This is a genomic window from Dyadobacter soli, from assembly GCF_900101885.1.
Lineage (GTDB): Bacteria > Bacteroidota > Bacteroidia > Cytophagales > Spirosomataceae > Dyadobacter > Dyadobacter soli.
Genome location: NZ_FNAN01000008.1, coordinates 1 through 13733 on the forward strand (window position 1 = coordinate 1; position 13733 = coordinate 13733).

Below are 13733 nucleotides of genomic sequence, written 5' to 3' on the forward strand. Positions count from 1 at the left end.
AATCGGGCGGATCGGGAAGGCTATCTTCGGCCGTGGCCACGCTTTGGGCGTATTCCCAGATGTGGGCTAACTGCTTCTTGATCTTTTCCTTATTAGTGGCAATTGCCTTCCGCCACACGAAAGTGTACTTATTGGCATTCGCTTCAATCTTAGTCCCATCTGTGTAGACCTCCTCAATGCTTAAAAGCCCTTCCTGAGCCAATAACAGCACCACTTCTTCAAAAATTTTCCGCAATGCATCTTTCAAACGCACACCCCTGAACCGGTTGATCGTATTATGGTCAGGATAGCTCATCGAGCTCAAAAACCGCCGGGCGGCCCCGATAAAGTAAATGCTCTCTTTACAAGCTGCTTCTAGTTTACGGCTTGAATAGATGTTGCTCACATAACCGTAAACAAGCACTTTTAAAAGCATCTGCGGATGGTAACTCGATGATCCGATCGTGTGATAGGCTGCATGAAGCGGCTCCAAACTGATGCTATTGATCACATCGTTGACCACACGGCAAGCATGGTCTTTGGGGATCAACTCATCCAAACTGGGAGGAAGCAGCATTAATTGCTGCTGATGATAAGGCTTGAAGGTAGGTTGTCGTCGGGCCATCGATCCTGGATTGCTAATATCTAAAGATAATCAATCGCAGGAAATCGCCAAAGCTTTGAAAATTGAAAGAGGATGCCTTTTTGAGACACCCTCTTTTGCATTTTATTTAGTTCAACAATCTTACTTCTGAATCACCATTTTCTTCACGCCGTTGCTCTTACCATCAGTTACCAGATCATAAAGAAACACGCCGTTTGGAAAGTCATCGGCAGAAATGGTCAGTTGTCCCTCTCCCCGTTCTTTCACCGGATAGGAATTAACTTTAACACCACTCACCGAATACACATCAACTCTGGCCTCCTTCACCGAATTCGGGACGAAGTACCTGATCGCCGAACTTTCAGAAAAGCCATTAGGCACATTTTGTTCAACGATTACACCAGTCCCATTCGGTTCGACGCGGGCGGCGCTGCCTGTCAACGGCTTTGCCGTGTTTGAAGCCACAATGCGCTCCAACTGTTCAAGTCGCTTTGAAAGCGCTGCTACCTGTGCATTCATTTCCTTCAATTCTAAATCTTTCTGTTCGATCACTTCCTGCTGTTCCTTCACGGAATTAATCAATATGTAAGTCACCGCATTGGCGTCGTAATCCAAGTATTCCGTTTTGTTGCCTAATGAATCCTGATGCGTGAATGTGCCGATTGTGTAAGGCGCAATCTTCTGCATTTCCTGCGCGATAATGCCTACGAACTTCTTATCGCCCGTCTCAATGCCTGCCTGGCCATTGTATTGGAACCAGACGGGGCGGATTTGTTTCAGGAGGTCGAGGCCGTCTGTGAAGTCAGTGATGTTCCTTTTGAGGCGGCTGTCGGAGGCTACCGTCCAGTCGGGCGAGCCGGCTTTGGCAGCGGCGTCGGTGCTGAGGTGGAGTTGGAAGGATGGAGCGGAGTAGCCGATGCCGACTTTTGCACTATTACCTAATGCAATACTATGGCTGGCTGTAACCAGCGCATTCGCTCCTATCGCCGTAGCATTCACTAGTGTCGCACTCCCTCCACTCATATAACCTAAATAGGTATTGTTACTACCGCTCGTATTGGCATACCCTGCTTTAAATCCAAAAAAGCAATTGTAATTCCCTTTACTTTCGTAGCCCGACCAACTGCCAAAAAACGCGTTTCCAGTATCCGCTCCACCTGACAAATATCCACTTTTGAATCCGGCCATGACATTTTCATTCCCATGGGAATCAGCAGAACCAGCACGGTTACCAAGGAATGTGTTCTGGTTTCCTCCTTGGTTTTTATTGCCTGCTGAAACTCCAATGAACGTATTATCATTTCCTACCTTATTTTGATTGCCTGCCGCAAAACCGAGGAATGTATTATCGTTCCCATTGCTATTGTAGCCCGCGACATTTCCAATAAATGTGTTGAACGATCCCGTGGTATTACCGACATTGCCAGCATAACTACCCAGAAACGTATTACTTGTACCTGTAGAGTTCGACTCTCCTGCCCCTTGTCCGATAAAAGTACTATATGAACCTGTATTGACTTTTCCAGCGTCTACTCCAAAAAACGAATGCGCTATCCCCTGCGTACCAGCACCTAGCCCATAATGCGTTTGTGCGTTTACCTGTGTAACCAAGCATACTCCGGCCAGGAGCGTGCCCGCCATTTTGTAGCATTTTTTCATAATAGCTAAATTGTTTAAACGGGTGTGACTTACCCATGACGAATTTTGTAACCAATGCAAATCTGACGCGGCGGGTCTGTATGCAAAGAAATTATTGAAGCAAAGGATAGCTCTGGTTATTTGTCGGAAAGTCTTATTCGATTAGCATCTTTCTGCCTCCCACGCTCCTGCCATCAACCATCAACTCATACAGCAGAATACCGCTTTGCAAGCTTTCGGCAGAAAATACCATTTCACCTTTTCCACGCGCCGTAATGACACGGGTAGCGATCTTCACACCCTTGGAATTATATATATTAATCGCGGCCGCCTTCGCAGAGTCAGGCACATAATATCCAATACAAGTATTTTGCGAAAAGCCATTAGGAACGTTCTGTTCCAGGAAAGGTGTCTCAATGCTCTGATCCGCCTTTCTAGGAACTGTTTTCGAGCCAAGCGAATTCTGTTCAAGTACTTCCAGCCGCGCGAGCAAATCCTGCTGGTTCTTCTCCAATACCGCAATTCTCGCTTCCTTTTCCTCAATCACCCGCTGCTGCTCCTTCACAGAGTTGATCAAAACGTAAGTCACCGCATTGGCGTCGTAATCCAGGTATTCCGTTTTGTTGCCTACGGAATCCTGATGCGTGAATGTGCCGATTGTGTAAGGCGCAATCTTCTGCATTTCCTGCGCGATGATGCCTACAAACTTCTTGTCGGCGGTTTCAATACCTGCCTGGCCATTGTATTGGAACCAGACGGGGCGGATTTGTTTCAGGAGGTCGAGGCCGTCGGTGAAGTCAGTGATGTTTCTTTTGAGGCGGCTGTCGGAGGCTACCGTCCAGTCGGGCGAGCCGGCTTTGGCAGCGGCGTCGGTGCTGAGGTGGAGTTGGAAGGATGGAGCAGAGTAGCCAATGCCGACATTGGCTTTTTTCCCTAATACGATGCTGTTGCTTGCTGTAACATTTGCTTCGGCCCCAAGTGCAGTCGCATTAATTAGTGTAGGCGAGCCCCCTGCCGCGTAACCCAGATACGTATTTCGTCCACCGGTGGTATTGCTGTAACCCGCTTCATACCCGAAAAAGGCATTGTAGTGCCCGTCGGAATTACTATATCCCGACTTGGCGCCTACAAAACTATTTAACCCGCCCAAACTTTTGTAGCCTGAATTATAACCAAGGAATACATTTTCTATTCCACCCTGATTCGAATAACCGGCAGAATTCCCCAAGGTAGTATTGTTATTACCACCTCCCACGAACGAGGCTCGGTATCCAACGGCGCAATTACCGCTCCCAAACCCTTGATAGGCCTGGAATCCGACCGCCACGTTCCCATCGCCGGCCGAATTGACAATGCCGGCAGCCGTCCCAATAAATACATTCCCGTCTCCCGAGGTGCTGAACTGCCCTGCCTTTATCCCGAGAAATACGTTATTTGTTCCATCGACATTCATATTACCTGACGACGCCCCGACAAAAGTATTACCGCCTCCATTGCTATTAGAAAGACCCGCCTGAAACCCAATGAAGGTACATTCGACAGCTGAGGTATTGTTCGCGCCGGCCTGGTGTCCTATAAATGAATTGTTGATTCCTGTGACTCCGTTGATCTTACCGGCATCTGTGCCAAAGAAAGCCCTGCCAGCACCGACCATTCCTGCTCCCATTCCATATTGCGTCTGTGCGTTCACATGGCTAAAAATGCCTAGTCCAATAATAAATGTGCCTGTCATTCTGTACCATTTTTTCATGTGCTTGATTGTTGTCAGTGATTTATATTGAATTCTTGTAATTAATATAAATCTGTCAATCAGGCTCATCAGCACCAAATGTATTGAGCAATGGAGGGTTTTGGACTATTTTACGGACCAACACAGTATCGGGTCTAGAACAAGAATATTGCCCCATCTGATTCCGCTAAAACCATAGACTAAATCTCATCGCCAAAGTATGTTCTTATACACACTATTGGGAACGATAAATATGAAATAGTTGAACTCCTCAACTCGCGAACCCCTCAATCCCCAATCCAAACAATGCAAAGTCATACTTCACAGGGTCATGAGGATCAAGCAAGCGCAGAGAAGCGGTGAGCTCGGTAGCAGTTTGCCAATCGGTTGTGGGCCGTTTGATGAGTCCGAGGACGCGTGCAACGCGGTCTACATGCACGTCGCAGGGGCACACGAGCTGTGCTGGGCGGATGGTGTCCCAGATGCCGAAGTCGACGCCGTTGTTGTCCTTGCGCACCATCCAGCGCAGGAACATGTTCAGGCGCTTGCAGGAGGACTTGCGCGCGGGTGTAGCGATGTGCTTGCGCGTACGTGTGGGGAAGTTTTCGGAGTCGGAAAACTGGTCGTGGAAGCCGATGAGCGCATTCTCTATGGTAATGTCACCAGATTTCATGTGGCTGCTGAATGCGAATTCCAGCGAGTCGTGGATTTTGTAGTATTCCTGAAAGAAATGCAGGAAATAGAGCGTGTCGGTCGCGTTAAATGTCCGGTGTTTGAAATGCAGGAACGGTTTCAGGTCGCTTTCGTGGTGGTTGCGCACGAAGTCGTACGGCGCATTGTCCATTAATGCGGCCAGCTCGAGGCATTTATTGATGATGGTTTTGCGCTGGCCCCAGGCGAGTACCGCGGCCCAGAAACCCATGATTTCAATATCCTGCTTTACTGAAAACCGGTGCGGGATGCTGATCGGGTCGAAAGGAATGAAATCCGGTTGGTTGTATTGCGCTACTTTTCCTTCGAGCAGTTCAGCAACATATTCCGGCGGATAGGCGGTTGGATCAACGTCTGGCATGGCTACCTCCGAACAGGTAAGCCAGCACGCGTGAGATACCTGAGAAAATCATTACAATCCCCGAGAAAAGGAATGTAAAAATGGCGATAAAAGGGTACAGCAGAGTGAACATAACGGTCCAAACCTTGTATCCAAGGGTATTTTTGAGTGCTTCGCGCTCCTCCTCCCTTTTGGAACGGAACTGTGGTGCGTGTTTCATGATATAGTTTTACCGTCGTTATTCAAGATAACTCACTACGGCCCTGAATCGTTTGCTGTTAGGAGAAACTTTTTCAAATGCGCGCGACGACAGCTTGATCACGATGTCGTCGTTCACGCTGGTGTCGGGAATGCGGCCGATGATGCGGACGATGATTTTTTCCTGGTTATATTCATTCAAAACCTCTACCAGCGACCCGATCGGCGCAGTACGGTGCAGACCCAGGAATTTGCTGGTGCTTTCGTCTGTTTCAATCACCTCTGCCAGTCCCGACTCGGACTTTTTCTTGCTTTTGACCACTTTTGGCGGGGCTACTTCCTCCACAGGCTTCACCACTTTCTCCGGAACCGCCGTTTTCGCTTTCACGGAGTCTTTCACCACCGTAGTCGCAACCTTGGGCGCTGGCGGCGTCGCTACCGGGGCAGCGGCCTTTTCCGCTCCTTTTTCACTGACGATCAGCTCCTGACCGTCTTTAAGATTATCGTCAGTGAGATTGTTCCACTTGCGGAGATCGGCCATCAAAACGCCGTATTTCACTGCAACACGGTACAATGTCTGACCTGGCTCGACTTTGTGAATACCATTGGCAGGAGCCGCAGTAGCCGAGGCGGCCGATGGCGCGGATGTACTCGTGGCAGCCGTCGGCGTATCGGCAACTGGCTTGGTTTCTTTCACCTCAGCCTTGACCAATTCCTTTTTCTCTTCTTTCTTATCTTCCTTTTTGGAGTCTTTTTTTGTGACTTTCGGGGTGTAAGGCACCCGTATCGTTTGTCCCGACTGGATCTGATCGCTCATGCCTGGGTTGGCTTCGCGTAAGGCGTGAATGGTAGTTCCGTACTGGCGCACGACGGCAAACATCGTCTGGCCCGGATTAACCTTATGTATAACGAAAATCTTCCCTCCTACCTTCTCGACCCCCACGGAGTCAACAGCATTCAATCCCTTAGCCCGGGCACTCGTCAAGCCTGTCATCAATCCTGCCAAAAGGGCCAGGCAAAAAATGTATTTCATTTATTATGAAAGCGTTAAACTCGAAAACTCGTTGCTATTTTTCAGATAAACCAGTGTGGACGCTTTCAGCATCATCGTCGAGCGGCCTGTTCCTTCCCGCTCTTCCGAAAGTTTCTCGTGTAAAACCTGTTGTTTCTGATCGGTTACTATGAGGAGGTATTGCACTGTTTTATCTTGCTCGTAAATATAATAAGAAAAGATTATATAGGGTCTTTTCTCCAAATAATCAATGGCTACGGGGATGTGACCGCCAGTTGCGTCGCTAATAAATTGGGCGAGGCGATCGAAGTACATATTCCCTTCGATGTAACGAACGGGTTCGGCTAAAATTATTGCGTCGGCCGATTCGGGAAGGCTGGTATTCAATGGCAGCAGCTCGCCGGTAGACGCATTGCAATGCTGGTGTTTGAATGAATCTCCTTGCTTGATAGCCACTTCCAGCAAGCCCTTTCCCGCATTTTTTACCAGTAAATGGTTGGCTAGTACCCACGACAGCAACCCGGTTTCCGCATTCACCGCCAGCAAGTCGGTCGGCTCGGGGACTTCGGGATAGCGGTAGTTGTGTAAGTAATAGCGGTTATCCGCAAAAGCGGTAAGTGATGTCCACCAGTCGGTTCCCTCCACTTGCCTCTGCCACCTTACCATGAAACTGTCCGTATCGATCACCGCGAACGACACTTCCCGCAGCTCCGCATTGCGTAACTCAATGGCCCACAGCGAACTATCCGGATCAGCATCGGGCATAACGCGCCAGATGTTTTCGGAAAAACGGAACGAAAAAAGATTTTGCAATTTTTTACCTTTATTTTGAACTCCCATTTAAACTGACAACGACCTCGTGCGCATTATAGGAATAATACCGGCCCGCTATGCTTCTACCCGCTTTCCCGCCAAGGCATTGGTGGATATTGGGGGAAAAAGCATGATCCAGCGGGTTTACGAACAAGCGTCCAAAGCTACTCAACTGGATCAGGTTATCGTAGCGACCGACGATGAAAGAATACTGAACCACGTCCGCGAGTTCGGCGGCACGGCGGTAATGACCTCGCAAGACCACCAAAGCGGCACCGACCGCTGCTTTGAAGCATTAACCAAAACGGAAGGCCAATACGACTACCTGATTAACATCCAGGGCGATGAACCGTTCATCAGCCCCGAGCCGATCGACCATTTAGCCTCTGTCCTGAATGGTGAAACTGAGTTGGCTACATTGGTGAAAATCATCGATAATGACGAAATTCTCTTCAATGTGAATGTGCCAAAGGCGGTTTTGAACAAGCGAAATGAGGTCATGTATTTCAGCAGGCAAACAATCCCCTACCTGCGCAATGCGCAAAGCCAGGACGAGTTTCTGAAATCACACGTTTTTTACAAGCATATTGGCATTTACGCGTACCGCACCGATGTTTTGGCTGAAATCACCAAGCTCCCGGTGTCGTCGCTGGAAAAAGCGGAAGCATTGGAACAGCTCCGCTGGCTGGAAAACGGTTATGCGATCAAGGCCGTAGTCACCTCCGACGATTCGCATGGCGTGGACACGCCCGACGACCTGGACCGGGTTACCAGAAAATTTTTGCCATAACAGGCCTTTGTGGAATGCATTTTTTACAAGGAAGGTTAACGTATAAGGATTAGCCGTATATTTCTTAAAAAACGTTAAAACCGTTTTACGTATACGACCTGCTTCTTCCGATGCGTTAGCCTTTTATTGTTTTAAACTAATTACCACTTGAAAAAACCGCCTTATGCAATATAACATCCTTTGGGCCGATGACGAAATAGATCTCCTCAAACCGCATATCATGTTCCTCACCAATAAAGGTTACAACGTGACGCCCGTGAACAGCGGCGCGGATGCGCTGGATCGCATTGAGAATGACCGGTTTGACATTGTTTTCCTCGACGAAATGATGCCGGGTATGACCGGCCTTGAAACCCTCGCGCAGATCAAACAGCAGCAGCCGAACCTGCCGGTAGTAATGATCACGAAAAGTGAAGAGGAGCACATTATGGAGGATGCGATCGGCTCCAAAATCGATGATTACCTCATCAAACCCTTGAACCCGAATCAAATACTCCTTTCGGTTAAAAAAATACTGGACAACAAACGTCTGGTGACTGAAAAAACAACGCTCAGCTATCAGCAGGAATTCCGCAACCTGGCTATGCAATACCAGGATCGCATTGGTCACGAGGAATGGGCGGATATCTATAAAAAGCTCATTTACTGGGAGCTCGAACTCGAAAGTTCTGACGACCAGGGTATGGCCGAGGTTTTCAGTATGCAGAAGAGCGAAGCCAATTCGAATTTCTGCAAATTCATTGAGGACGAATATGAAAACTGGCTAAACGACCCGCGTTCCGATAAGCCTGTTCTCTCGCACCAATTGATGAAACAGAAGGTATTCCCACACCTGAAAGGGTCGAGCGAGCCGCTGTTCTTCCTGCTGATCGACAATTTCCGTTATGATCAATGGAAGATGATCCAGCCGATTTTGCAGGAGTTTTTCAATATCGAGGAAGAGTCATCCTACTATTCTATTCTGCCTACTACCACCGGTTACGCGCGTAATGCGATCTTCTCGGGCCTTATGCCGAGTGAAATGGAGCGCAAGCACCCGCAATGGTGGGTAAGCGATGAAAATACGCCGGAGGGCGAAGAAGGCCTGAACAACCACGAGCAGGATTTCCTTCAAAAACAGCTGGAAATGAACCACTTGAACATCAAGTTTTCATACAACAAGATATTGAATACCAACCAGGGCAAAGCATTGGTGGATACTTTCAATAACCTGCTGACCAACCAGTTGAATGTGATTGTCTACAACTTTGTGGATATGCTTTCCCACGCGCGTACAGACGTCCAGATGATCAAGGAACTCGCACCCGACGAAGCAGCTTACCGCTCGATCACCCGCTCGTGGTTCCAGCATTCGCCGCTGCTCGATTTCATCCGTAAAATCGCGGAAAAGAAAGGTCGCCTCATTCTCACGACGGACCACGGCATGATCCGCGTGCAGAAACCGGTGAAAATCATCGGTTACCGCGAAACGAATACGAACCTCCGTTACAAACACGGCAAAAACCTGGGCTTCGACGACAACCATTTGATGGTGTGCCGCAAACCGGAACGCATTTTCCTGCCGAAACCACACGTTTCGACGTCGTATGTGTTCACCAAAGAGGATTATTTCTTCGCCTACCCGAACAACTACAACCAGTACGTGAACCTCTACCGCGACACTTTCCAGCACGGCGGCGTGTCGCTCGAAGAGATGATCATTCCGGTAATTGATATGAAAGCGAAATAAGGAAGTTTCAATATGTAAAAGGGCGTCTGATCAACTCAGACGCCCTTTTTTAATGCTTAGATCTAATATCAATTATCGGTAACAGTTATCCCTCCGTTCTCGCATTTGATCACGCGGGCGGGGAAGCGTTTCAGAAAGTCGTGGTTGTGCGTTGCCATCAGGATCGCCGTTCCCGCATTGTTGATCGTGCGGAAAACCTGCATGATCTGATCGCCCACTTCTGGGTCGAGGTTACCCGTTGGTTCATCGGCGATCAGGATTTGTGGTTCGTTGAGCATTGCCCGCGCGATTACCACGCGCTGCTGCTCACCACCGGAAAGCTGGTGCGGCATTCTTTTCTGGGCAGTTCCGAGGCCTACCTGCATCAATACTTCGGCAATGCGTTTGGAAATTTTGCCTTTGTCTTCCCATCCCGTCGCGCGCAGCACGAATGCAAGGTTATCCTCGACAGAACGGTCGGAAAGGAGTTGAAAATCCTGAAATACAATGCCTATGCGGCGGCGAAGGAAGGGAATATCAGCCCTTTTAATGTTGTGCAGCTCATAACCGGCCACTTTGGCAGAACCGGTATGCAGCCATAAATCGGCGTATAGTGTTTTTAAAAGCGAGCTCTTGCCACTACCGGTACGGCCGATAAGGTAAACGAATTCGCCCTTATTGATCTCAAAATGAACGTCGTTCAAAACAGGCCTCTCACCCTGATAAATATCTGCCCTTTCCAGTCTGATTATTGGCTCCGTCGAATCGATGGTCATGAGTTTGTGCTTTGTGTAAATGTGAGCGAATGCTCGAAATGGATAGTGTGGTAAATGTCAGTCTGAGCGGAGTCGAAGACAGTCCGTACGGAAGCGTACTGCATTTGCACTTCGACTACGCTCAGCGTGACAAACGATTATGAATTACCTTTTTTGTAGTCAGAAAGGAATTTCTCCAGACCGATATCGGTCAATGGGTGTTTCAGCAATGCTTCGATCGCGCTCAATGGGCCGGTCATTACGTCCGAACCTACTTCTGCGCATTGGATGATGTGCATTGGGTGACGTACCGAAGCCGCGAGTACCTGCGTATCGAAACCGTAGTTTCTGTAAATAGTAAGGATCTGCTCGATGAGGCCGATACCGTCAGTTGAGATATCGTCCAGGCGACCTACGAATGGAGAAACGTAAGTAGCACCGGCTTTCGCGGCAACAAGCGCCTGACCTGCCGAGAAAATCAGCGTACAGTTGGTGCGGATGCCTTTGGAAGAGAAATATTTCAATGCTTTGATACCTTCTTTGATCATCGGGATTTTCACCACGATTTTCTCGTCGATCTCCACCAGCTCTTCACCTTCGCGAACCATTCCTTCGAAATCAATCGAGATTACTTCCGCACTTACATCACCATCCACGATGTCGCAGATAGCTTTGTAGTGACGCATTATATTATCCTTACCTGTAATTCCTTCTTTCGCCATCAAAGATGGGTTGGTAGTAACACCGTCCAAAACACCAAGTGCCTGCGCTTCCCGAATTTCGTTCAGGTTCGCAGTATCAATGAAAAATTTCATATTGAAAATTTATTGGTTAGAATATTCCACAAAAGTAGAAAACCCTGAACAAAAGCAAAAAGAAAGAAAGATGGAATAACCCGAGGCGAAGAAATAAAAAAAGGCAAACCGAGAATCTCACCGCATCGACCATCTACCCTTGCTTCCGTCAGGACCTGGGGGATTCGAAAGGAGCTGGTAGTTCCGATTTGCCGGGTGCAAAGATAAGGACATTTTATTCACAAAAAGAAAACATTCGTGTAACGTTTCGCCTTACTTTTGTGCGAAACAACTAGAAATGAACCAGTATGCCTCGATTATTTTTTTTATTTTTTCTGATTTTCCTTTACTCCTGCTCCCAATCTTCCGACGCGTTTCTCCAAAAAGGCAAAGAGCTTATGCAACAGGGCAAGACCCGCGAAGCCATTGAATTCATCAACAAAGCCATTGAAAAAAACACGACCAATGCCGACGCATTCAACCTCCGCGGCGTGGCTTACTATGAATTGAAAGAAAATGACAATGCATTACTGGATTTCGCGCAGGCCATTAAGCTCGCACCGGCTTCTTACCGCCCTTATTTCAACCGCGCATTGCTCTATACGGATGAAAACAAACTGGATTCGGCATTCGCGGATTACAACAAATCCGTCGAGCTTGCTCCCGATACGGCCGACGTTTTCCTGAACCGTGGCCAGCTGCTCGTACTGATGGACAAGACGCCCGACGCCATTAAAGATTTCGAAAAAGCAACGCAGCTGGACGCCAATAACAAACAGGCATGGTACAACCTCGGGAATACCTACTACCGCGAAAAAGACTTCAAAAAGGCTGCATTGGCATTCCGCCAGACCGTCAAACTCGATGCGGCTTATGGCAAAGCGTTCTATGGACTGGGCCTTGCGCAGATCAACGACGGTGAAAAAGATTTGGGCTGCACCAACCTGAAACAGGCTCTGAACGTGGGATATAGCGACGCCGCGAACGCATTGGCGCAATTTTGTCAGTAAAAGTTATGTTAAAAGACCAGTAAAAAACGGTTAATAACCGCATGGTAACAGCTTTTTAACATAATCATATTCTTAACCCACTTTGTCATGAGACTTTTAAAGATATTTTTCGGCGTCATCTTCGTCATTTTCGCCTATTTCCAGCTAAATGACCCCGATTCCGGTATTTGGATTGCCGTTTACAGCTTCGCAGCGTTGGGTTGCTTTATGGGCCTCCGGGAGCTTTGGCCGTCATGGGTGTTTTATGTACTTGCCGCGGGTTATCTGGTGGCAGCGATCCTGCAATGGCCGCCCGAATTTGAAGGTATTTTCTTTGGGGAAACTGCCATGCGCAGCCTCAATATCGAACTGGCGCGTGAATCGCTCGGGCTGGGCATTTGTGCCATTGTGATGGCCGTCATCGGGAAATGGGGTTGATCACTCCTTAACCCATTCGATTTCTTTCAAACCGAATTCCAGTTCTTCCGGCTCGGTGGCTAATTTGATACGGATTTTTCCAAGCTGTGTCACATCGGTCACCGAGCCTTTTGTTAGATTTCCTTTATGGATAAATTTCACATCCTGCTGATAACCATAAAGATGACTCAGATATTCATTACGAATTGCGTCATTCTGAAACCCCGAACGCAGCCTGACATAGTAGGCGTCGAGGTACTTTAAAAGCTTATGAAATTCCTCCGCCAATGAGAATGCAGATCCTGTCTCACGCGCAAGCGAGGTCGCGTGGTTATTTTCAAATACTGCCTGGTTAATATTCACACCGATACCTACGATTGACGTCGAATAGCGCGTTCCCTGCAACGAGTTCTCGATCAATACGCCCACCGCTTTACGGTTGTTCATATAAATGTCGTTCGGCCATTTCACTTTCGTATCGGGCACGTAGCTGCCCAGGTAGGCGCGGATCGCCAATGCGGTCACCTGACTGATCAGGAACTGCTCCTGAATGGGCAGGAAACGGGGTGTCAGTACCACTGAAAATGTAAGATTTTCACCAGCATTGGCATTCCAGGCCGTGCCGCGCTGCCCCCTTCCTTTTACCTGATTATCGGTGATGACAACCGTTCCTTCCTCAAACAGCCCCGCATGTACTATTTCAGCCGCTATGTCGTTGGTGGAATGACAAGTTGGCAGATATATTACTTTTTTACCAATTATTAGCGTGTCCTGTGTAGAGTTGTACAATTTTTTTGTTTTACTTTAGGGTTTTAGAAAAGGAAATAACAACGCATGAAAGAACGCAAAAATAAAGAACTATCCTCAAAAGATCTCACCGAACTGGTGGTGAAGGGCATGACAGAAAAGAAGGGTTTGGACATTGCCATATTAGACCTCAGAAAAGTAAAAAATTCAATAACCGACTTTTTCGTGATTTGCTCGGGGAATTCCGACACGCAAATAGATGCTTTGGCCAACTCGGTTGAAGATGAAGTTTACAAAATATCCAAAACAGAGCCCTGGCAGAAAGAAGGTAAGGCGAATGGGGAATGGATTTTGATTGACTATGTGGACGTTGTCGCACATATTTTCAACAAAGAACGCCGCAAACATTACGATCTGGAAGAACTTTGGGGAGATGCAGAGGTGACGTACCTGGAAGACTCCATGGTATAAAGGCCCGCCGGGCGAACATTAGCCCCGCCGGGATTGTT

General features: G+C 48.0%; 15 protein-coding genes. 5 read left to right on the forward strand and 10 right to left on the reverse strand.

Going from position 1 to position 13733, the window contains the following annotated elements:
* From BLQ88_RS13730 to BLQ88_RS13760, 7 genes are all read right to left on the reverse strand, one after another.
* Nucleotides 1-604: transposase (locus BLQ88_RS13730; protein ID WP_143016847.1), on the reverse strand; the 604-nt coding region annotated here is incomplete at its 3' end.
* A 120-nt stretch (nucleotides 605-724) separates the two neighbouring features.
* Entirely contained in the window at nucleotides 725-2242 is a 1518-nt protein-coding gene (locus BLQ88_RS13735; RefSeq protein WP_090150720.1) for a tail fiber domain-containing protein, read from the reverse strand.
* Nucleotides 2243-2375: 133 nt separating this feature from the next.
* Nucleotides 2376-3971, reverse strand: a complete 1596-nt coding sequence (locus BLQ88_RS13740; protein ID WP_090150724.1) for a tail fiber domain-containing protein — start codon at nucleotides 3969-3971, stop codon at nucleotides 2376-2378.
* Nucleotides 3972-4221: 250 nt separating this feature from the next.
* Complete coding sequence (locus tag BLQ88_RS13745; RefSeq protein ID WP_090150727.1) at nucleotides 4222-5022, reverse strand: TIGR02757 family protein; 801 nt, start codon at nucleotides 5020-5022, stop codon at nucleotides 4222-4224.
* Nucleotides 5009-5221 (reverse strand): hypothetical protein, encoded by a 213-nt coding sequence (locus tag BLQ88_RS13750; protein ID WP_090150730.1) that lies wholly within the window; start codon nucleotides 5219-5221, stop codon nucleotides 5009-5011. The genes BLQ88_RS13745 and BLQ88_RS13750 overlap by 14 nt, the downstream gene beginning before the upstream one ends.
* A gap of 18 nt (nucleotides 5222-5239) precedes the next feature.
* Nucleotides 5240-6232 carry a LysM peptidoglycan-binding domain-containing protein gene (locus BLQ88_RS13755; RefSeq protein WP_090150733.1) on the reverse strand — a complete coding sequence of 331 codons (993 nt, stop codon included), beginning with the start codon at nucleotides 6230-6232 and terminating at the stop codon, nucleotides 5240-5242.
* A 3-nt stretch (nucleotides 6233-6235) separates the two neighbouring features.
* Nucleotides 6236-7024, reverse strand: a complete 789-nt coding sequence (locus BLQ88_RS13760; protein WP_176884992.1) for a DUF4905 domain-containing protein — start codon at nucleotides 7022-7024, stop codon at nucleotides 6236-6238.
* A gap of 46 nt (nucleotides 7025-7070) precedes the next feature.
* Here BLQ88_RS13760 and kdsB point away from each other — a divergent pair, with 46 nt between their 5' ends.
* A complete protein-coding gene (kdsB, locus tag BLQ88_RS13765; RefSeq protein ID WP_090150738.1) occupies nucleotides 7071-7814 on the forward strand; it encodes a 3-deoxy-manno-octulosonate cytidylyltransferase in 744 nt (247 codons plus the stop codon).
* A 163-nt stretch (nucleotides 7815-7977) separates the two neighbouring features.
* Nucleotides 7978-9543, forward strand: coding sequence for a T9SS response regulator signal transducer PorX (porX, locus tag BLQ88_RS13770; RefSeq protein WP_090150743.1), 1566 nt, complete (start codon nucleotides 7978-7980; stop codon nucleotides 9541-9543).
* Nucleotides 9544-9611: 68 nt separating this feature from the next.
* On the opposite strand, the gene BLQ88_RS13775 is transcribed toward porX, so the two are convergent.
* Both BLQ88_RS13775 and fsa read right to left on the reverse strand, forming a co-directional pair.
* A complete protein-coding gene (locus BLQ88_RS13775; RefSeq protein WP_176884993.1) occupies nucleotides 9612-10298 on the reverse strand; it encodes a cell division ATP-binding protein FtsE in 687 nt (228 codons plus the stop codon).
* Nucleotides 10299-10435: 137 nt separating this feature from the next.
* Entirely contained in the window at nucleotides 10436-11092 is a 657-nt protein-coding gene (gene fsa / locus BLQ88_RS13780; RefSeq protein WP_090150746.1) for a fructose-6-phosphate aldolase, read from the reverse strand.
* Nucleotides 11093-11379: 287 nt separating this feature from the next.
* Here fsa and BLQ88_RS13785 point away from each other — a divergent pair, with 287 nt between their 5' ends.
* Nucleotides 11380-12081: a tetratricopeptide repeat protein gene (locus tag BLQ88_RS13785; RefSeq protein ID WP_090150748.1), complete on the forward strand. Its 702-nt coding sequence runs from the start codon at nucleotides 11380-11382 to the stop codon at nucleotides 12079-12081.
* A gap of 87 nt (nucleotides 12082-12168) precedes the next feature.
* Entirely contained in the window at nucleotides 12169-12498 is a 330-nt protein-coding gene (locus tag BLQ88_RS13790; RefSeq protein WP_090150751.1) for a transmembrane 220 family protein, read from the forward strand.
* Here the strand turns inward: BLQ88_RS13790 and BLQ88_RS13795 are convergent, their stop codons facing one another.
* Nucleotides 12499-13266, reverse strand: coding sequence for a biotin--[acetyl-CoA-carboxylase] ligase (locus tag BLQ88_RS13795; RefSeq protein WP_090150754.1), 768 nt, complete (start codon nucleotides 13264-13266; stop codon nucleotides 12499-12501).
* 45 nt (nucleotides 13267-13311) lie between these two features.
* Here BLQ88_RS13795 and rsfS point away from each other — a divergent pair, with 45 nt between their 5' ends.
* Nucleotides 13312-13695, forward strand: coding sequence for a ribosome silencing factor (rsfS, locus tag BLQ88_RS13800; protein WP_090150758.1), 384 nt, complete (start codon nucleotides 13312-13314; stop codon nucleotides 13693-13695).
* Nucleotides 13696-13733: the final 38 nt, after the last annotated feature.